Below are 19571 nucleotides of genomic sequence, written 5' to 3' on the forward strand. Positions count from 1 at the left end.
TGCTTCTTCAACAGTGCCAGACGCGCGGCAGCGGGCGCCCGGCCCGCAGGATGCCCAGCGCCGAGATCAGGTCGCGCCGCAGCACCGCACTGTCCACGGCGGCGAAGCGGGCGACCAGCAGGCCGTTCCAGGCGCTGGCGCCGGCCAGCCCCTCCGCCCCGGCCAGCGCCGCGCACAGGGGGTCGATCAGCTCCGCCGCCTCGGGCGCGGCAAACAGCAGCGTCGCCACCGCCCGGGCGCCGCGGCCGAGGCCCGGCCGGTCCAGCGCCGCCGCCGGATCGCCATCGATCGCCAGCGCATCGGCGTAGACCAGCCTTCCGTCGCGGCGGATGCGCCAGGCGTCACGCAGCGCGCCCTGGCGCACCGTCTCGCCCATCGCCGCCCGGCCGAACACGATCGCCTCGACGCCCAGGAAGCGCGCATCGCCGCGCAGCTCGACCTGCAGGTCACGGTCCAGCCGGGCGCGGTCGAACAGGATGGTCTCCTGCGGCAGCCATTCCGCCATGGCGCCGGGCTCGGCCATCAGCCGGGTCTCGATCCGCGCCGCATCGCCGAGCGAGCGGTAGATCCGCTCCGCCGCCTGCCCCGCCACGGTCGCCGCCGTGCCCTCGCCCCAGCGCACCCCCTGCTGCAGCCGGTCGCCGCCGGTCAGCCCACCGGCGGTGTTCAGCAGCACCGCGCCGGTAAAGGCCCCGGCCTCGCGCCGCGGGAAGCGCGCCTTGGCGCAGCCCTCCTGGAACAGGGCGGCCAGCACCGTTTCCTCCCCGCGCCGCTTGAAGCCGAGGTCGAGCCGGCCGCGGGCGCGCGCCAGCGGCACGGGCCGGGCCGTCGGCTCCGCGCGGGCCGGCGGCTCAGACCGTAAGGTGACGACGGACGCTGTCTTCATCGAGCGCGGTCTTGTCCCCGTCCACCACCACCTCGCCGCGATCCAGCACGACGAGGCGCTGGCCCAGAGCATGGGCGAAATCGAAATACTGCTCGACCAGCAGGATCGCCATGGTGCCACGATCGCGCAACATGGCGATGACGCGGCCGATATCCTTGATGATCGACGGCTGGATGCCCTCGGTCGGTTCGTCCAGGATCAGCAGGCGCGGCCGGGTCACCAGCGCCCGGCCGATCGCCAGCTGCTGCTGCTGCCCGCCCGACAGGTCGCCGCCGCGCCGGCCCAGCATCGACTTCAGCACTGGGAACAGCTCGAAGATCTCCTCCGGGATCCGCCGCTCGCGCCGGGGCAGCACGGCGAAGCCGGTCTCCAGATTCTCCTTCACCGTCAGCAGCGGGAAGATCTCGCGCCCCTGCGGCACGAAGGCGATGCCGCGCCTTGCGCGCTCCGCCGTCGGCAGCCGGGTGATGTCCTCGCCCTCCCACAGCACCTTGCCGGCCGCGACCGGCTGCTGGCCGACGATGGCGCGCAGCGTGCTAGTCTTGCCGACGCCGTTGCGGCCGAGCAGGCAGGTCACCTGCCCGGGCCCGACGCCGAGCGAGACCCGCCGCAGCGCCTGGGCCGCGCCGTAGAACAGATCGATGCCTTCGACGGCTAGCATCGCTGATGCCTCCGCATGCCAGCAGCCCCGCTTTGTGGAGAGCGTCTCGATCCCTCCAAAACCGTCATTGCGAGCGCAGCGAAGCAATCCAGGGGCGGCTCGTACCGGCCCCTGGATTGCTTCGTCGGCTTCGCCTCCTCGCAATGACGGTGAGGGATAAACGACGGCACCATCATCTAACGCCCCAGATAGACGTCGATGACGCGCGGGTCGGCGCTGACGGCGTCGAGCGGCCCTTCGGCCAGCACCGAGCCCTCATGCAGCACCGTCACCTTGACGTCGAGGGCGCGGACGAAATGCATGTCGTGCTCCACCACCACGACGGAGCGGGTCTTGTTGATCTCGCGCAGCAGGATCGCCGTCTCCTCGGTCTCGGCGTCGGTCATGCCGGCCACCGGCTCGTCCACCAGCAAGAGCGCCGGCTCCTGCGCCAGCAGCATGCCGATCTCCAGCCACTGCTTCTGGCCGTGCGACAGCGCCCCGGCCAGCCGGTCCCGGTGGGCCGTCAGCTTGGTGGTCTCCAGGATCTCGTCGATCCGCTCCGCCATGTCGGGCCGTGGGCGGCCGAACAGCAGGTTGGTCGGCGATCGCGGGCCGGCCAGGGCGAGGAGGAGGTTGTCCCCGACCGTGTGGCTGTCGAACACCGTCGGCTTCTGGAACTTTCGTCCGATGCCGAGGCCCGCGATCGCCGTCTCGTCCAGCCGGGTCAGGTCGTGGCTGCCGCGGAACAGCGCCTCGCCCTGGTCCGGCCGTGTCTTGCCGGTGATGACATCCATCATCGTGGTCTTGCCGGCCCCGTTCGGGCCGATGATCGCCCGCATCTCGCCCGGCTCGATCACCAGCGACAGGGCGTTGAGCGCCCGGAAGCCGCTGAAGGTGACGGTGACGCCGTCGAGATACAGCAGCGCCTGGGTGGCGGCTTCCGTCATCGCGGCGCCTCCGTCGCGACGTCTGTCACGCGGCGGCCCGGCCGCTCCCGCCAGGACCGCCAGGCCGCCTGCGCCGCGCCGACGATGCCCTTGGGCAGCACCAGCGTCACCAGGATGAACAGCCCGCCCAGGGCGAACAGCCAGAATTCCGGCAGCAGGTTGGTGAAGACGGTCTTGCCGAGATTGACCGAGACCGCGCCGATGATCGGCCCGACCAGCGTGCCGCGGCCGCCGACCGCGACCCAGATCACCGCCTCGATGGAATTGGCCGGGGCGAACTCGCCCGGGTTGATGATGCCGACCTGCGGCACGTAGAGCGCGCCGGCCACCCCGGCCATCATCGCCGACAGGGTGAACACCACCAGCTTGTAGGATTCGACCCGGTAGCCGAGGAAGCGGGTGCGGCTTTCGGCGTCGCGGATCGCCACCAGCACCTTGCCGAAGCGCGACCGGGTGATGGCCCGGCACATCAGGAAGGCGGCGGCCAGCGCCACGGCGCTGGCCAGGAACAGCCCGGCCCGGGTCGCATCCGCCTGCAGGCTGAAGCCGAGCAGGTCCTTGAAATCGGTCAGGCCGTTGTTGCCGCCGAAGCCCATGTCGTTGCGGAAGAAGGCCAGCAGCAGGGCATAGGTCATCGCCTGAGTGATGATCGACAGATAGACGCCGGAGACCCGGCTGCGGAAGGCGAACCAGCCGAAGACGAAGGCCAGGGTTCCGGGCACCAGCAGCACCATCAGCGCCGCGAACCAGAACTGGTCGAAGCCGAGCCAGTACCAGGGCAGCTCCGGCCAGTTCAGGAACACCATGAAGTCCGGCAACACCGGGTTGCCGTAGACGCCTCGCGGGCCGATCTGGCGCATCAGATACATGCCCATGGCGTAGCCGCCGAGGGCGAAGAAGGCGCCATGGCCGAGGCTGAGGATGCCGACATAGCCCCAGACCAGGTCGATCGCCAGCGCCAGCAGCGCGTAGCACAGATACTTGCCCATCAGGCTGACGGCGTAGCCGGGCACGTAGAGGGGCGACTCCGGCGGCAGCGCCAGGTTGGCCAGCAGCACCAGCACGGCCACGGCGACGAGACCGAGGGCGAAGGCCGGCCCGCCGGAAGAGCGGAGGAGGCGGGCCGTGATCATGATTCCACCGCCCGTCCCTTGAGCGGGAACAGCCCGCGCGGCTTGCGCTGGATGAACAGGATGATCCCGACCAGGATCGCGATCTTGCCCAAGACCGCGCCGGCCCAGGGTTCAAGCAGCTTGTTGGCGACGCCGAGCGACAGCGCGCCGACCAGCGTGCCCCACAGGTTGCCGACACCGCCGAACACCACGACCATGAAGCTGTCGATGATGTAGCCCTGGCCGAGATTGGGGCTGACATTGTCGATCTGGCTGAGCGCCACCCCCGCGATGCCGGCGACGCCCGAGCCGATGCCGAAGGTCAGCATGTCGACCCGGCCGGTGCGGATGCCCATCGCCGCCGCCATCCGCCGGTTCTGCGTCACCGCCCGCATCTGCAGGCCCAGCGCGGTGTAGCGCAGCACCAGCATCAGCGCGGCGAAGACCAGGAGGGCGAAGACGATGATCCAGAGCCGGTTCCAGGTCAGGGTCAGGCCGCCCAGGTCGAAGGCGCCGGACATCCAGGCCGGGTTGCCGACCTCGCGATTCGACGGGCCGAAGATCGTCCGCACCGCCTGCTGCAGGATCAGCGACAGGCCGAAGGTGGCCAAGAGCGTCTCCAGCGGACGGCCGTAGAGGAAGCGGATGATGCCGCGCTCGATCGCCACGCCGGCCAGGGCCGCGACCAGGAAGGCCAGCGGCAGAGCGACCGCGAGGGAATAGTCGAACAGGTTCGGCGCCCAGTTGCGAAACGCCTCCTGCACCAGGAAGGTGGTGTAGGCGCCGAGCATGACGATCTCGCCATGCGCCATGTTGATCACGCCCATCACGCCGAAGGTGATGGCCAGGCCGATGGCGGCGATCAGCAGCACCGAGCCGAGGCTGAGCCCGTAATACAGGCTCTGCACCGCGTTCCAGATCGCCAGCCGCGTGTCGATCCGGCCGATCGCCGCTTCGGCCGCGGCGGCGACGGCAGGGGACGGGCTCGGGATGCCGGAGAGGAGCGCCCTGGCCTCCTGGTCGCCGCGGGCGGCGAGGGTGTCGATCGCCGGCAGCAGCGCGTCGTCGGCACCGCCCTTGGTCAGGAGAATTGCGGCGCGGGCCTCTGCGAAGGCTCGGCTCACCGCCGGATCGGTCTCGCGCGCCAGCGCCGCCTCCAGGGCGGGCAGCGCCTTGTCGTCGCGCGACTTGAACACTGCGGCCGCGGCGTCGAGCCGCTTGGCCGGGTCGGGCGCCAGCAGGGTCAGCGACCCCATCGCCGCGTCGATCGCCCGCCGCACCCGGTTGTTGACCCGCACCGGCTTGGCGCCGGCCGGGGCTTCGGCGAGGGCGGCGCCGGTGGCGGCATCGACGAAACCACCGGCCTCGGTCTTGATCGCGACCGCGCCGGGCGCGACGAGCAGCCGGCCGCCGGCCAGCGCCTCCAGCACCACCGGCGCCTGCGCATCACCAGAAGCGGCCACACCGTCCACCCCGGCGGCGATGTCGTCGTAGTTGGTCGACGCGAACCGCGCCAGCACCTCCGCCGGAATCTCGGCCTGGGCGGAGAGCGGGAGGAATAGGAGCAGAACGGTCAGAGCCGTGAGAGCAAATAGAGTCCCCCCTCCCCTCGCGGGAGGGGGGTAGGGGGAGGGGGTTGCCGCAGCAGGAACAAACGCCGCTCGTCGCGCCCCAAAGAGGCCTTGGCGGACAAGCCTGCACATTCCGACAAAGATCTGCTCTGGCGGCACGAGCCCCCTCCCCCTACCCCCCTCCCGCAAGGGGAGGGGGGACTTGTTTGTGTTGTCTGCCCTGTGTTTTGCGGCCATTCGAAACCAGTTCATCACCAGCTTGCGGTCAAAGGCCGGGAGGCGACGGTCGCCTCCCGGCCGCTCAGGCTAGGACCCCGACCCGCCGCACTTGCCGGTCTTGACGTTGAAGTTCCCGCAGGCCAGCGGCTTGCGCCAATCCGAGATCAGGTCCTTCGAGCCTTCGAGATAGTCGGACCACTCGTCGCCCACGACCTCGGGGGTTTCCGACACCGTCTGGATCTGGCCGTCGGCCTGGATCTCGCCGATCAGCACCGGCTTGGTGATGTGATGGTTCGGCATCATCGTGGCATAGCCGCCGGTCAGGTTCGGCACGGTGACGCCGACCATGGCGTCGATCACCTTGTCGGGGTCGGTGGTGCCCGCCTTCTCCACCGCCTTCACCCACATGTTGAAGCCGATGTAATGCGCCTCCATCGGGTCATTGGTGGTGCGCTTGTCGTTCTTGATGAAGGCGTGCCACTTGGCGATGAAATCCTTGTTCTCCGGCGTGTCGACGCTCTCGAAATAGTTCCAGGCGGCGAGGTGGCCGACCAGCGGCGCGGTGTCGATGCCGGCCAGCTCTTCCTCCCCGACCGAGAAGGCCACGACCGGGATGTCGGTCGCCTTGATGCCCTGGTTCGCCAGCTCCTTGTAGAACGGCACGTTGGCGTCGCCGTTGATGGTCGAGACCACGGCGGTCTTCTTGCCGGCCGACCCGAAGCTCTTGATCTTGCCGACCTCGGTCTGCCAGTCGGAGAAGCCGAACGGCGTGTAGTTGACGCTGATGTCCTCGGGCGCCACGCCCTTGGCCTTGAGATAGGCCTCGAGGATCTTGTTGGTGGTGCGCGGATAGACGTAGTCGGTGCCTTCCAGCACCCAGCGCTGCACCCCTTCCTCATTCATCAGGTAGTCGACCGCCGGGATCGCCTGCTGGTTCGGCGCGGCGCCGGTGTAGAAGATGTTGCGCGAGCTCTCCTCGCCCTCGTACTGCACCGGGTAGAACAGGAGGCCGTCGAGCTCCTCGAACACCGGCAGCACCGATTTGCGCGACACCGAGGTCCAGCAGCCGAAGGTGGCCGCGACCTTGTCGACCGAGATCAGCTGCCGCGCCTTCTCGGCGAAGAGCGGCCAGTCGGAGGCCGGGTCGACCACCACCGCCTCCAGCTTCTTGCCGAGCAGACCGCCCTTCTTGTTCTGCTCGTCGATCAGCATCAGCATGACGTCCTTCAGCGTGGTCTCGCTGATCGCCATGGTGCCGGACAGGGAATGCAGGATGCCGACCTTGATGGTGTCCTCGGCCCGGGCGGCGGTCGACACCGCCAGCCCCATGGACACCGCCAGCGCGGCGCCGATCACCCAATGCTTCTGCGACAATGCCATCGTGAACCCCCGGATCGCGCTTGATTGCGTTCGCCTTGCGATCCGCAAAGATGCAAGTTCCAGGCCAGTCGCGGAATTCCGCCAAGAGTCCCTGCTCAAACGGTCGGCAGCCTTTGCCCCTGCCTATTCTCCAGGCAATGGCTCCAGACACACCGGGCTCGGCCGGCGCTCTTCGCCTTCTGCAAGGCCCGGGCCGTCACAAGAGCCGGATACAGACGGGCGAACCGTCTCGTCGGCACGCCGACGTGGGGGCGAGATGATCAAGGATTGAGCAAGCCCGGCCCTGCGGCGCCGGGCACAGGCGAGAGGGCTCGTGTTCGAAAGGCTGGATCCCTGTGGCGCCGGCAGGCCTGTGTCACCTTCTCGGTTTGTGGCCGCATCTTCTGCCGGATCAGCTGGCGCCTTCCAGTATTAAACTTAAAAATTTGCCGAAATTTGAATCTATATTCTCGGAAATTTATCTCACTCAATAATAATTGCAATCCAGATCCATCATAAGAATAATGTCTCTCGCAAACATTGAGACATCAGCTTTCATTGCGTCATCGCAATTGATAAAATTATAATTATCCTACAATCCATAATTTCTCAATATCATTAAGATGAGATCAAATATAAGTTCATCCGAATCAGAAACAGATCAATTCAGCATTGATCACCATCAATATGATAACAACCTATAAATTGATTTATCATACCAAATCCAAACCCTATAACTGAGAAACACCTTCCACCTTCATCCTTACCGGAACCAATACAGATCCGGACGATCTGTTTCAGTCGCTGATTTCAGGAGAGATCATCATGGACGAATCGAATTTCCATTTGTCGCGCCGCGACGTCCTGGTGGCGGCCGCGGCGGCCGCCGGCGCGGCCGCCCTGCCGCTGAGCCCAGCGCGGGCCGCAGCGAAATACACCCGCCCCAACGTCACCAGCGCCGCCGGCCAGAAGATGCTGGCGATCTACGCCAAGGGCGTGAAGGCGATGCTGGAACTGCCGCCGGACAACCCCCACAACTGGTTCCGCAACGCCTTCGTCCACATGATGGACTGCCCGCATGGCAACTGGTGGTTCTATGTCTGGCATCGCGGCTATATCGGCTATTTCGAGCAGACCATCCGCACCGTGACCGGTGAGGACAGCTTCGTGCTGCCCTATTGGGACTGGACCCAGCTGCCGCAGATCCCGGACGGGATGTTCGACGACTATCTGACGCCGGCCAGCAGTCCGTTCCTGCCCTATACCGGCAGCGTGACGGCGTTCACCAACTACATGAAGGAACCCCTGACCAAGTACTGGGGCGGCTTCTCGGACGCCCAGCTCGCGCAGCAGGCCAAGCGGGGCTACAAGAGCATCGACGATCTCTGGAAGGACATCCTCGGCTATGCCATGTGCGATGGCAATCTGGTGCCGATCTCCCAGAACCAGGCGTTCGTGATCACCGGCGGCGCGCGCTACCTGACGCGCGACAACCCCAAGCTGAACGACAAGACCGCCGCCAATGTCAAAATAGAGAAGATCCGCGGAGGGCTGTCGCCCAAGGGTTTCAACATCACCGAACAGGATGGCAGCACCGATCCGATCAACAGCTTCACCAGCTCGCAGACGCCGTCGCACCACGTCGCACCGCCCAACTCGACCGTCTTCTCCACGCTCGAGGGCTTTCCGCACAACAAGGTGCACAACTTCATCGGCGGGTACGGCTCCCTCCCGGATACGGCTCTGCAGCCGGGCCCCTTCGGCAACATGACCAACAACCTGTCGCCGATCGATCCGATCTTCTTCCTGCATCACGCCAACATGGACCGGCTGTGGGATGTCTGGACCCGCAAGCAGCTGAAGATGGGCCTGTCCCCCAAGCCGTCCGATGCGGACAGCAAGGCCTATTTCAGCGAGCCGTTCCTGTTCTTCATCGACGGCAAGGGCAACCCCGTCCCCGACGGCAAGGCCGCGGATTATTTCGACATGACCGTGTTCGACTACGACTACGAGCCGGGCTCGGGCGAAGAGGTCATCCCGAAGACGACCGTGGTGTCGAACGCCGAAGACCTGCCGCTGATCCGCAGCGCCGTGGCCGCCAATATCGCGACGCTCACCGTGCCGCGGGCGGCGGTGCAGAGCCATCTCGCCGCGGCGGGCGAGGCGCGGCCGCTGGTCGCGGCGGTCACGATGAGCCGGCCGATGGAGCTGGCGGGGCCGCGCGAGTTCGACGTGCTCGTCAACGCGCCGGAAGGCGTCACCTCGGTCTCGGCCGACAGCCCCTATTATGCCGGCACCTTCGCCCTGTTCGGCGCGCCGATGCCGAGCATGCATTCGCATGGGGACCTGACCTTCTCGGTGCCGCTGCCCCAGACGCTGCATGCCTTCACGTCCCTGGCCGCGGGGGCGAACGCGACGCTGAAGATCCGGGTGGTGCCGTCGAATGGACTGGACAAGAAAGCCATCGCGCTCAAGGCCGTCTCTCTGGCGACCCCATCGTAGGGCGACGCTGCGCCTCGCCGCCGCGGTCCTCGGATGGCTCGCCATCCCGGCCCTCGGCGGCGGGAGCGCGGCGGCGCAGGACCGGATGCTGGCCCTTCCCCGCCCGCTCCGGCCGGACGAGATCGCCTGGCTGGTGGTGGAGGTCGGACCGATCGGACGCCGCGAGGTCACCGTGTCGACGGCGGCGGGCGAGATCATCGGCGTGATCTCGCCCTTCGGCCCCCGTGCCGGACTGCAGGCCGGAGTCTACCCGCTGCCCCTGCCGCCGGAGGCGATCCAGGACGGCCGGGTCGTCGTGCGGCTGACCATCACCCAGGACGGGGGCCCGCCGCGCGACCCGACCGCCGAAGAGGTCCCGCGCGTCACGGTGCGCATCGGCCCCTGACCGGCCGGCCCCACCGGACGGATTTTCAATCCCGATAGTCGAATTCTTTTGGAGATGGATATGGCAGTCGAACCCAAAATCCCCATCGTACCCCTGCTGCTCGCCGGCCTGGCCCTGGCAGCCATCGGCGCGGCCCCGGCCGCGGCGCAGCAGACCGCGGAGCGGCTGGTCAGCAACCCTCGCATCCTGGGCCAGGGGATCGCGCCGCAGAGCCTGTCGGTGCGGACTCTCCAGCCGCTGCCGCATGAGCGGGTGCTGGACCTCAACATCGAATACACCGACGGGCAGATCTACAACCCGACGACGGGCCTCTACGACAAGGTGCGCCTGCGCAGCTACAACGGCACGGATGTCGATCCGTCGACCCCCTATGTCTCGCCGACGATCGAGGCCGTCCCGGGCAACACGATCCGGGTCAATCTGCACAACGATCTGCCGGCGGACCCGACCTGCGCGAGCGATGGCCACATGGACGGGCCGCATTGCTTCAACGGCACGAACCTTCACACGCACGGGCTGTGGGTGAACCCGGCGGGCAACGGCGACAATGTGCTGCTGTCGATCAATCCCGGCGTCACGTTCCAGTATGAGTACAACATCCCGGGCGACCATCCGGCGGGGACGTTCTGGTATCACACCCATCGCCACGGATCGACCGCGCTGCAGGTCTCGAGCGGCATGGCCGGCGCCCTGATCATCCGCGGCAGCCGGCTGCCCACCCTGACGGCCAACGGCGATCTCGATACCCTGCTCAAGGACCTGCCGGAACGGGTGCTGGTGTTCCAGCAGATCCAGTATGCCTGCCGGTATCCCAGGGCGAACGGCGTGCTGGGACCGATCAAGCAGACCGAGAAGGGCGCCTATATCTGCGACCCAGGCGATGTCGGCGGCATCGAAGGATACGATCAGTTCGGCCCGGGGACCTGGCCCGCGTCAGGACGATACACCTCGATCAACGGCGTCGTTCTCCCGACCTTCCAGACCAAGCAGGGCCAGGTCGAGCGCTGGCGGATGATCCATGCCGGTGTGCGCGACACGATCAGCCTCAGGATCGTGAAGATGAAGCCCTCCGCCAAGCTGGCCGCGACCTTCAGCCAGGCGGAGGCCCGGGCCTTCATCCAGGACTCCTGCAGCGACTCCGGCATCTCCTATTTCCGGGTCGCTGCCGACGGGCTGACCATGGCGCAGGCCCAGGGCTCCAACCTCTCGGTCTTCCAGCCCGGCTATCGCTGGGATGCCCTGACGGTGTTCCCGGAGGCGGGCCGCTATTGCCTGATCGACGCCTCCTCCCCCGCGGCGGGATCGGTCAATGGCGACGCCCCCAACCCGTCGCTCCTCGGCTTCGTGGATGTCGAGCCGGGCACGACGGTGCCGGACCTCACCGCCTATGTCAGGGACGCCCTGGTGGCGGCGGCCGATGCCGCGATGCCCGACGACGTCAAGCCCGCGGTCATCGCCGACCTGCGGGACGGCCTCAAACTGTCCAAGTTCGTGCCCCATCCGGACATCGCGGAAAGCGAGGTGACGGGCCACCAGGAGCTGACCTTCTTCATCGACACCAGCACCGACGACACCAAGTTCGAGGTCAGCAACACCCTGAGCGAGGCCGATGCCCATCCCTATGACCCCAGCCGGCTGGACCGGCAGCTGTCGCTGGGCGGGGTGGATGAGTGGACGCTGCAATCGCATTTCGTCAGCCATCCGTTCCACATCCATGTCAACCCGTTCCAGGTCGTGTCGATCATCGATCCGACCGGCAAGGATGTCAGCGTCGCGGGCGCCGTCGACGATGACGGCGGCCAGCCGGGGATCGCCGACCCCCAGTATCCGGGCCTGAAGGGCGTCTGGAAGGACACGCTGTGGATCAAGAGCCTGCTGCCCGACGACCCGACGGGCCTCTACACGATCACGATCCGGACCCGCTACCAGCGCTATATCGGCGAGTTCGTGCTCCACTGCCACATCCTGGACCATGAGGATGGCGGCATGATGCAGAACGTGGCGATCGTGCTCCCGAACGGGGATGTCTCGGCCCCTAAGGCCGATGCACCGCCGCTGCAGTTGCAGCAGATGCAGATGCACACGCACAAGCCCTGACCAGCCGCCGCGCTCCGGGTCCCTTCGGGGGCCCGGAGCCACGGGTGCCGATCAGCCCCGGCTGTGCCCGGCCAGGCGCGGCAGCAGGCGGGCCCAGCCGACCAGCCCGTCGCGGAACCGCTCCAGCCGGAAGAACTCGTTCGGCGAGTGGTAGTCCTCGTCGGCGGTCGAGAAGCTGAAGAACACCGTCTCGATCCCCAGGATCTCCCGGAACACGCCGCCGATCGGGATGGTCGCGCCCATCGCCACCCGCAGCGGCGGCTGGCCGAACAGCTCGCCCAGCACGCCCTCGGTCAGCGCCAGCACCGGCTGGTCGGCCGGCAGGGCGAAGGCCGGCGACCCCGGCCCCTGGCGGCGGATCTCCAGCCGGACCCCGGCCGGGACGTGCTGCCGGAGATGCGCCTCGATCGCGTCGAAGACCCGGTCCGGGTCCTGGCCCGCGACCAGGCGGCAGGTGATCTTGGCGCCGGCCTTGGCCGGGATCACGGTCTTGGAGCCGGGGCCGCCATAGCCGCCGGTGATGCCGTTCAGCTCCAGCGTCGGCTTCAGCCATTGCCGCACCAGCAGCTCCTCGGCCGTGGGCATCGGCTGCGGCGCCGGCGCGCCGATCGTCGCGAAATAGCCCTGCGGGTCGAAGCCGGAGGCCTGGATGGCCTCGATCAGCTTCGGGTCGGGCGGGGTGATGCCGTCATGGAATCCGGCGACCGCGACCTCGCCGGCGTCGTCATGCAGCGTCGCCAGCAGCCGGGCCAGGGCCGGCAGCGGGTTCGGCGCGCTGCCGCCATGCCGGCCGGAATGCAGGTCCTTGCCGGCGCCGTGCAGCTCCAGCTCCAGCGCCAGCATGCCGCGGCTGGCGACGGTGACGGTCGGCAGGTCGGGCCGCCACATCGCGCCGTCGGCCGACAGCACCACATCGGCGGCCAGGCGCTTCGCCTCCGCCGCGACCAGCGCCTCGAGATGGGCGCTGCCGCATTCCTCCTCGCCCTCGTAGAGGAACTTCAGGTTCACCGGCAGCCCGCCCTCCCGTTGCAGGAAGGCCTCGGCCACCAGGATCGGGATCAGCGACGGCCCCTTGTCGTCCGAGGCGCCGCGGGCATAGAGGCGGCCGTCGCGGATCTCGGGCTCGAAGGGCGGCGAGGACCACAGCTCGACCGGGTCGGGCGGCTGGACGTCGTAGTGGCCGTAGACCAGCACGGTCGGTGCGCCCGGCGCATGGCACCATTCCGCCGTCACCGCCGGATGCCCGTCGGTCGGCAGGATCTCGACCCGTTCCAGCCCGGCCCGGGCCATGCGGTCGGCGATGAAGCGGGCGGCGCGCTGCACCTCCGGCGCATAGGCCGGGTCGGTGCTGACGCTCGCGATCGAGCAGTACTGCTTCAGCTCCTCGACATGCTGCTCGAACCGGTCCAGCAGCTGGGTTTCGACCGTGCTCATCGTCTCCGTTCCCGCTCAGCCCCCGCCGGCCTCCGGCCGGCCGACTCACGGCGCAGCACAGCACGGGAGAGCGGGGGCCGTCGATGCCCAGGGCCGCCGGAACGGGAATGTCGTGGCTTCGAAACGGAGGAGCCCGGCCCGAAGCGTGGTGGGGGAGGCCTCGGGCCGGGCCGGGCGCCGTGATCGACGAAAGGCACCTGGGGCGCAGATTGAACCGAAGGGCGCTGTCCATCCAGGGTTGCCGCCCCCCCTATTTCACGGCCTCCCGCGGCGGAACCGGCCCGTCACCGCTGTCGTTCCCTCGGCAGGACAGGATGGAGGTGCGCATGACGACGCCCCGCAAGCCCGGCGACGCGCCGGAGCCGGACGACAAGGTGCCCGGGCGCAAGACGGCCGGCCGCAAGGTCGACGAGGCCTCGGACCAGAGCATGGATGCCAGCGACCCGCCCTCCTTCAACCCCGGCACCGCCGGCGCCGGCGAGGACCGCCGGTCGGCCCCGGCCAAGCCGAAGGAGCGGCGCTGAGCCACCGTTCGCGGCGCCTTGCCGATCCGTAAGTGGACAGGCTGGGGTGGCCATGGCGGGATGACGCCCGGCGCCGCCCGTCAGCAGCAGGCGCCGCGCCCGGCCCCTCCCCCCAAGCCTACGGCCCGGGCCGGGCGCCCCTTCTAGCGTTCCGGCCACATCCGCCAGCTGCGCAGCTCGAACGGCTCCAGCGCGTGCGGCCGGTCCCGTTTCACGGGCTCCTCCAGCAGCGACACCGCCTCGCCCAGCCAGCCATCCGGCACGGTGACCGACAGCGGCCCGCGCGCACCGGCCGGCTCGTAGAGGCGCAGCACCAGCCCGTCCCCCTCCTCCGCCGGCTTCAACGCCGCCAGCCCGGCCGTGATGCCGGAGACCATCAGCGGCGTGTGCAGCCCGGCCGCAAGGTTGCGCACCGGCAGCGCCAGCAACGGCTGGTTGAGGTCCTCCGCCGCCTCGCGCACGCCGCCCTCATGCCAGTCGCCTTCGTGCGGCACGATCGCATAGGTGAACTCCTGCACGCCCTCATCGGCCAGCGGGTCGGGATAGATCGGGGCGCGCACGAGGCTGAGGCCCAGAATATTGCCGAGCGCGCTGTGGCCGTATTTGCCGTCATTCAGCAGGGCGACGCCGAACCCCGGCTCCGACAGGTCGGCGAAGCGGTGGCCCGGCACCTCGAACTTCGCCTGGTCCCAGGAGGTGTTGCGGTGGGTCGGCCGCCGCACCACGCCGAAGGCGCATTCGAAGCTGGCCTGCTCCGCCCGCACCGCCACCGGCACCAGGGCGCGCAGCAGCACCCGCCGGTCGTGCCAATCGAGCCGGGTGTGGATGTCGAGCCGCGGCGAATTCGCCCACAGTGTCAGGGTCTGGGTGATGGTGGAATCGCGCCAGCGCCGGACCAGCCGCAGCGCCGCCCGGTCCGGGCCGTCCTCGACCAGCTCCGACTCCTCCAGTTCACTCAGCTCGAAGCCCTGGCGATCGTAATCGGCCTCGACATCCCAGGCGTCCCAGCTGCGCGGCTTGTCGGCCGGATACAGCCACAGCTGGTTGCCACGCCCGGCCAGCGCGTCGCGCCCGGTCGGCTTGTGCAGCAGCCGGGCGATGGTGCCGTCGGCGCCGATCTCGACCCGCAGGAAGCGGTTCTCCAGCCGGCTGCCCGTGGTCGACCAGGAGGCCGACAGCCCCGGTGCCGGCTGCAGCGCCGCGCGGTCGAGCACGACGACGCCGAGCGGCGGCACCGTCAGGTCCGGCGCGAGGGCATCGCCCTCCAGCTCCAGCCGCAGCGGGCGCGGCGACAGGTCGGGGTTGACCACCACCAGCGCGTCGGCCGTGCCGCCCTTCGGCAGGGCGGCGGCGATCGCCGCCATCGCCTCGGCCTGGCGGTCGAGGCCGGCATCGCGCGCGGCCGCCAGTTCGCGCTCCGCATCCTCATAGACCTCGCGGATGCTGGAGCCGGGCAGGATGTCGTGGAACTGGTTCTTCAACAGGCCGCGCCAGGCCGGCTCCAGGCTGGCGAAGGCGGGGCCGCCGAGCAGCGTCGCCAGGCTGCCGGCGACCTCGGCCGCGAGCAGCGCCCGCTCGGCCTGGCGGTTCAGGCGCTTGGTGCGGCCCTGGCTGGTCAGGGTGCCGCGGTGCAGCTCGAGATAGATCTCGCCGAGCCAGACCGGCAGCTCCGCCGCCCGCTCGCGGATCCGGCCGAAGAACTCCTCGACCCGCGCCGGCCGCAGCTCCGGCAGCGCCGGGAAGTCTGTCAGCTGGGCCTGGCGCTCCAGCATCTCCGGCGTCACCCCGCCGCCGCCATCGCCGAAGCCGACCGCCAGCAGGCTTTCGTCATGCGCCGCCTTGCCCCGGAAGTTGCGCCAAGTCGGCAGCACGCAATCGGCCCGGATGGTGCCGTTATAGCCCTGGATCGGATTGTCGAAGGTGTGGGCCAGCACCCGGCTGCCGTCCAGCCCCTCCCACTGGAACAGGTCATGCGGGAAGCGGTTGGTCTCGGACCAGTTCACCTTGATGGTGAAGAAGCTGTCCATCCCGCCCTGGCGCAGGATCTGCGGCAGGGCCGGCGAGAAGCCGAAGCAGTCCGGCAGCCAGCACACCGTATGGCGGCGGCCGAAGCTTCGCTCGAAATAGCGCTGGCCGTACAGGGCCTGGCGCACCAGGCTCTCGCCGGTCGGCATGTTGGTGTCGGGCTCGACCCACAGCCCGCCGATCGTCTCCCACCGCCCCTCCGCCGCGCGCTCGCGGATGGCGGCGAACAGCTCCGGGTCGTCGGCCTCGACCTGGGCGTAATAGGCCGCGGTCGACTGGTTGAAGACGAAATCCGGGAACCGCTCCATCAGCCGCAGCGCGGTGTGGAAGGTGCGGCGCGCCTTGCGCCGGGTCTCGGCATAGGGCCACAGCCAGGCCAGGTCGATATGGGCGTGGCCGGTGATCGCCAGCCGCCCCTGCGGCGGGAAGCGCTGCTTCAGCCCGCGCAGCGCCGCCGCCAGCCCGTCATGCGCCGCGACCGCGGCCGCCCGCTCGGCCTCGCCCAGCGCCGGCGGCTGCGGGTCGAGCGGCGGCAGGCGCCAGATCGCCTGCTGCTGCGGCAGGGGCGCCGTGCGGGCCAGATAGGCGCCGGTGGCCGACGGCCAGTCCAGCGACCACAGCGCCGCCTCGGCCGCCGCCAGCAGATGCGGCACGGCCTCATGCTCCTCCAGCGCCGTCGCCGCCTCCCACACCTGGCGCAGCAGCAGCGCCAGCCGGTGCACCGCACCGTCGACCCAGACCAGCCGGGCCTCCGCCAGCCGCGGATGGTGCACCGGCTGGCCGAAGGGCAGGCGCGGCACGCTCTCGGTCTCGATCCGGATGCGGCGGGCGCGCAGCGGGAATTCGCGGTGATTCACGTCGAGGCCGAAGCGGGTCGTCCCGGCGCCGTCCTCGTCCAGCGTCAGCAGGCTCTCGCCGCCGACATCGAGCCGCAGCCGCACCTCGTCCAGCGGCCAGGCCGCCGGCACCTCGGCCTCGGCGGTGAAGGCCAGCACGCCCTCGGTGTGCGGCCAGGGGTCGTCGAGCGACAGCGGCCGGCCGTCGCAGCGCCATTCCCGGATCGGCTCGCCGGCCCGCTCGCGCCAGCACAGGATCTCGGCGATGCGGGCGTCCAGCCGTTGCAGGCGCTGGGCGATGGACAGGCTCATTCCGATCTCTCCGATGGGCAAGGGCGGGACGGGCATGCCGTCCGCGGAACCTGGGGAGACACGATTCGCTCCGCCCCTAGTTACCGCATTCCGTCGCGGCAGGCACGGGGGTGCCGCCGCTTTCGGCCGCGGCCGAAGCTTCGCCGCGGGGTTCCGGTTCGCTTGGATTTTGCAGATTTTAATGCTCATCTTAGCGAATGTTTTGCGATGCAAAAAAGATTTCCTATTGCTCGGAGACTGGTGATAGCTTACCCGGACTTGGTTTCGGGTTCATGCACAGGCGGTCGTCGCAAAACCGTCATGCCGTCGGACAAGGATCTCCGGATCCGGCACCGGCAGACCAGGGGGAGCAGCGTCCCGAAAGATTTCGTGAGGACGATGTGTCCCCCTGATGACCGTGCCGCCAGGATCGGGCGGCCGGGCGACAGCTTGCAAAGGAGCAGGACGTATGGCTCAAGACCAGATCCTGTTCGACGTGACCCGGCTGGTGCGCCGATCCGGCAGCGCAACCCCGACGGGCGTCGATCGCGTGGAGCTGACCTACGGCCGGCATATGCTGGAGCGCTATCCGAACGAGGTGCAGTTCATCGCCCGCTGGCGCTCGCGCTATTGGCAGCTGTCCACCCCGGCCTTCGCCCAGTTCGTCGCCAACCGGTGGGAGCGCTGGAGCTTCGGCGCCCACCGCATCCGGACCAAGGATGTGGAGCGGATCGCCCGCTTCATCGGCGTGCCGGCGGAGCAGTTCAACGGCAGCGGCCGGAATTCGGTGTCGCCGCCGGTGCCCCCGGCCCGGCCCTCCGCGCCGCTGCTGCAGCTCGGCATGGATGCGCTGCTGGGCGCCCGCGGGCTGCTGTCGCGCATGATCAGCATCAGCGCCCGGCGGCAGCAGGCGATCTACGTCAATGTCTCGCATGAGGGACTGCACCAGCCGGCGACGCTGCAGCGCCTGGTGGCGCGCCGCAAGCTGGCGCCGATCTACCTGGTGCACGACCTGATCCCGATCGACCATCCGGAATATGTCCGCCCGGGCTATGCCGCGCGGCACGTCGCCCGGATCGAGGCGATCTCGACCACCGCCGCCGCCACCATCGTCAACTCGCAGCAGACCAAGCGCGACCTGATGAAGCACGTCCAGCGCCATCATGGCGGGATGGACGATGTCTTCGTCGCGCCGCTGGGGGTCGACCGCCGCTTCGCGCCGCAGAAGGTCAATGACCTGGAGAGCGAGCCCTATTTCCTGATCATCGGCACGATCGAGCCGCGCAAGAACCACCTGTTCATGCTGCAGATCTGGCGCGCTCTGGTGCAGAAGCTGGGCCGCGCCGCGCCGAAGCTGGTGATCGTCGGCCGCCGCGGCTGGGAGAACGAGAACGTCATCGACATGATCGAGCGCTGCGAGCAGATCTCGGACCATGTCATCGAGCTGGGCCGGGTGCCCGACGCGGTGCTGCACCGCCTGCTGATCGGCACCCGCGCGGTGCTGTTCCCCTCCTTCGCCGAGGGCTATGGCCTGCCGCTGGTCGAGGGCCTGTCCTGCTCGGTGCCGGTGATCTGCTCCGACCTGCCGGTGTTCCACGAGCTGGGCAGCGGCATCCCGGAATATCTCGACCCGCTGGACGGCCCCGGCTGGATGGACATGATCATGAACTATGCCCAGCCGAACTCGCCGCGCCGCCAGGCGCAGATGGCCCGGCTGGCACGGTTCAAGGCCCCGACCTGGGACCGGCATTTCAACATCTTCGACAACGTCGTCGAAGATGTCCGGCGGAAGTACAGCATCTGCTGAGCGTCGGCGGCGCGACATGACGAAAAACTGGAAAATCCGAAACCAATGATGAGAGGCGGTCACGCGGCCCGGAACAGCGCGGCGACGATCGCTTCGGGCGCGTCCTCCTGCACCAGATGGCCGGCATCCGGCACGCGGGTCAGCGCCCCGCCGGTGAGCCTCGCCGCCAGGCGCTCGCCCTGGGCGATCGGGATCCACCTATCCTGCTCGCCCCACAGGATCTCGACCGGCCAGGGCATCGGGCCGTAGGCGGGCTCGATCTCCTCGAGATAGCGGTCATGCATCTGCGCGATCTGGCGGTAGAAGGCTGGACGCCCGGCCTCCCCCTGCCAGGGCCGCATGTGGATCGCCATCGCCTCCTCGGTCAGCGGGTTGCGCGCCGCGCCCTGGATATAGACCCGCAGCATCGCCTCATGGGCATAGTCCGGCAGGCCGGCGAAGGCGACCTCATGCGCCGCGACATGGCGGAAGAAGGGCGAGCCGGAGGGCGGCAGCGCCACCGGGTCGATCAGGGTCAGGCGCCGGTAGCGGCAGCCGTCGAGATAACGGGCCCGCAGCACCGCCATGCCGCCGAAATCATGGGCCAGCACCTCCGGCTGCTCCAGCCCCCATTCGCGCAGCAGGGCGGCGAACAGCGCGTTCTGGACGGCAGGCGACACGTCCTGGCCGTCGCGCTGCTCCGACTCGCCATAGCCCAGCAGGTCGAAGACATGGACCCGCCACCGGGTCGCGGCCAGCGGCGCGATCCGGCGCCAGACCTGGGACGAGAACGGCGTGCCGTGCACCAGGACCAGCGGCGGCCCGTCGCCGAGCACGCCCCAGGCCACGTTCTGGCCGCGGAAGGTGAAGCGCCGATCGAGGGTCAGCATGGGTCGTCTCCGGAAAGCCGCTGCTCCTGTCTATGATAGCCGGCCGCGGCGGCAGGTTCCCGAC

The 19571-nt window shown here is 68.9% G+C and carries 14 protein-coding genes; 5 read left to right on the top strand and 9 right to left on the bottom strand.

The genetic code is table 11. The annotated features are described in order from the left end of the window. Nucleotides 1-7: 7 nt before the first annotated feature. The 6 genes from BWR60_RS22605 to urtA all read right to left on the bottom strand — a co-directional run bounded on the left by BWR60_RS22605 (nt 8) and on the right by urtA (nt 6707). The gene (locus tag BWR60_RS22605; RefSeq protein ID WP_230983141.1) at nt 8-817 is read right to left on the bottom strand and encodes an urease accessory protein UreD; all 810 of its coding nucleotides are present in this window, start codon (nt 815-817) and stop codon (nt 8-10) included. Nucleotides 818-851: 34 nt separating this feature from the next. After that, on the bottom strand, nt 852-1547 hold the full coding sequence (urtE, locus tag BWR60_RS22610; RefSeq protein ID WP_088153289.1) for an urea ABC transporter ATP-binding subunit UrtE: 696 nt from the start codon (nt 1545-1547) through the stop codon (nt 852-854). Nucleotides 1548-1723: 176 nt separating this feature from the next. Beyond that, nucleotides 1724-2476, bottom strand: coding sequence for an urea ABC transporter ATP-binding protein UrtD (gene urtD / locus BWR60_RS22615; RefSeq protein ID WP_088153290.1), 753 nt, complete (start codon nt 2474-2476; stop codon nt 1724-1726). Next, nucleotides 2473-3609 (bottom strand): urea ABC transporter permease subunit UrtC, encoded by a 1137-nt coding sequence (gene urtC / locus BWR60_RS22620; RefSeq protein ID WP_088153291.1) that lies wholly within the window; start codon nt 3607-3609, stop codon nt 2473-2475. The genes urtD and urtC overlap by 4 nt, the downstream gene beginning before the upstream one ends. Further along, nucleotides 3606-5108: an urea ABC transporter permease subunit UrtB gene (urtB, locus tag BWR60_RS22625; protein WP_230983142.1), complete on the bottom strand. Its 1503-nt coding sequence runs from the start codon at nt 5106-5108 to the stop codon at nt 3606-3608. The genes urtC and urtB overlap by 4 nt, the downstream gene beginning before the upstream one ends. Nucleotides 5109-5465: 357 nt before the next feature. Continuing rightward, nucleotides 5466-6707: an urea ABC transporter substrate-binding protein gene (urtA, locus tag BWR60_RS22630; protein WP_230983143.1), complete on the bottom strand. Its 1242-nt coding sequence runs from the start codon at nt 6705-6707 to the stop codon at nt 5466-5468. Nucleotides 6708-7562: 855 nt separating this feature from the next. Here urtA and BWR60_RS22635 point away from each other — a divergent pair. The 3 genes from BWR60_RS22635 to BWR60_RS22645 all read left to right on the top strand — a co-directional run bounded on the left by BWR60_RS22635 (nt 7563) and on the right by BWR60_RS22645 (nt 11721). Beyond that, nucleotides 7563-9239, top strand: a complete 1677-nt coding sequence (locus BWR60_RS22635) for a tyrosinase family protein (RefSeq protein WP_088153294.1) — start codon at nt 7563-7565, stop codon at nt 9237-9239. Nucleotides 9240-9324: 85 nt separating this feature from the next. Continuing rightward, the gene (locus BWR60_RS22640; protein WP_218823628.1) at nt 9325-9624 is read left to right on the top strand and encodes a hypothetical protein; all 300 of its coding nucleotides are present in this window, start codon (nt 9325-9327) and stop codon (nt 9622-9624) included. Between the two features lie 60 nt (nt 9625-9684). Further along, nucleotides 9685-11721 carry a multicopper oxidase family protein gene (locus BWR60_RS22645; RefSeq protein WP_088153295.1) on the top strand — a complete coding sequence of 679 codons (2037 nt, stop codon included), beginning with the start codon at nt 9685-9687 and terminating at the stop codon, nt 11719-11721. A 51-nt stretch (nt 11722-11772) separates the two neighbouring features. On the opposite strand, the gene BWR60_RS22650 is transcribed toward BWR60_RS22645, so the two are convergent. Beyond that, a complete protein-coding gene (locus tag BWR60_RS22650) occupies nt 11773-13155 on the bottom strand; it encodes a dipeptidase (protein ID WP_088153296.1) in 1383 nt (460 codons plus the stop codon). A gap of 326 nt (nt 13156-13481) precedes the next feature. Here BWR60_RS22650 and BWR60_RS22655 point away from each other — a divergent pair, with 326 nt between their 5' ends. Continuing rightward, nucleotides 13482-13679: a hypothetical protein gene (locus BWR60_RS22655; protein ID WP_144445707.1), complete on the top strand. Its 198-nt coding sequence runs from the start codon at nt 13482-13484 to the stop codon at nt 13677-13679. A gap of 143 nt (nt 13680-13822) precedes the next feature. On the opposite strand, the gene BWR60_RS22660 is transcribed toward BWR60_RS22655, so the two are convergent. Continuing rightward, nucleotides 13823-16852, bottom strand: a complete 3030-nt coding sequence (locus BWR60_RS22660; RefSeq protein ID WP_088153298.1) for an alpha-mannosidase — start codon at nt 16850-16852, stop codon at nt 13823-13825. 448 nt (nt 16853-17300) lie between these two features. Between BWR60_RS22660 and BWR60_RS22665 the strand changes: the two genes are divergently transcribed. Next, complete coding sequence (locus tag BWR60_RS22665) at nt 17301-18638, top strand: glycosyltransferase family 4 protein (protein WP_179221898.1); 1338 nt, start codon at nt 17301-17303, stop codon at nt 18636-18638. A 59-nt stretch (nt 18639-18697) separates the two neighbouring features. On the opposite strand, the gene BWR60_RS22670 is transcribed toward BWR60_RS22665, so the two are convergent. After that, complete coding sequence (locus BWR60_RS22670; protein WP_088153300.1) at nt 18698-19507, bottom strand: alpha/beta fold hydrolase; 810 nt, start codon at nt 19505-19507, stop codon at nt 18698-18700. Nucleotides 19508-19571: the final 64 nt, after the last annotated feature.

The organism is Inquilinus limosus (genome assembly GCF_002195995.1).
GTDB lineage: Bacteria > Pseudomonadota > Alphaproteobacteria > DSM-16000 > Inquilinaceae > Inquilinus > Inquilinus limosus_C.

Bases quoted from the DNA above. Each gene is read 5' to 3' on its own strand.
- BWR60_RS22645 (WP_088153295.1), top strand. From the start codon at position 9,685: ATGGCAGTCGAACCCAAAATCCCCATCGTACCCCTGCTGCTCGCCGGC.
- BWR60_RS22655 (WP_144445707.1), top strand. From the start codon at position 13,482: ATGACGACGCCCCGCAAGCCCGGCGACGCGCCGGAGCCGGACGACAAG.
- urtC (WP_088153291.1), bottom strand. From the start codon at position 3,609: ATGATCACGGCCCGCCTCCTCCGCTCTTCCGGCGGGCCGGCCTTCGCC.
- BWR60_RS22665 (WP_179221898.1), top strand. From the start codon at position 17,301: ATGGCTCAAGACCAGATCCTGTTCGACGTGACCCGGCTGGTGCGCCGA.
- BWR60_RS22640 (WP_218823628.1), top strand. From the start codon at position 9,325: ATGCTGGCCCTTCCCCGCCCGCTCCGGCCGGACGAGATCGCCTGGCTG.
- BWR60_RS22635 (WP_088153294.1), top strand. From the start codon at position 7,563: ATGGACGAATCGAATTTCCATTTGTCGCGCCGCGACGTCCTGGTGGCG.
- BWR60_RS22670 (WP_088153300.1), bottom strand. From the start codon at position 19,507: ATGCTGACCCTCGATCGGCGCTTCACCTTCCGCGGCCAGAACGTGGCC.
- BWR60_RS22650 (WP_088153296.1), bottom strand. From the start codon at position 13,155: ATGAGCACGGTCGAAACCCAGCTGCTGGACCGGTTCGAGCAGCATGTC.
- urtD (WP_088153290.1), bottom strand. From the start codon at position 2,476: ATGACGGAAGCCGCCACCCAGGCGCTGCTGTATCTCGACGGCGTCACC.
- BWR60_RS22660 (WP_088153298.1), bottom strand. From the start codon at position 16,852: ATGAGCCTGTCCATCGCCCAGCGCCTGCAACGGCTGGACGCCCGCATC.
- urtE (WP_088153289.1), bottom strand. From the start codon at position 1,547: ATGCTAGCCGTCGAAGGCATCGATCTGTTCTACGGCGCGGCCCAGGCG.
- urtA (WP_230983143.1), bottom strand. From the start codon at position 6,707: ATGGGGCTGGCGGTGTCGACCGCCGCCCGGGCCGAGGACACCATCAAG.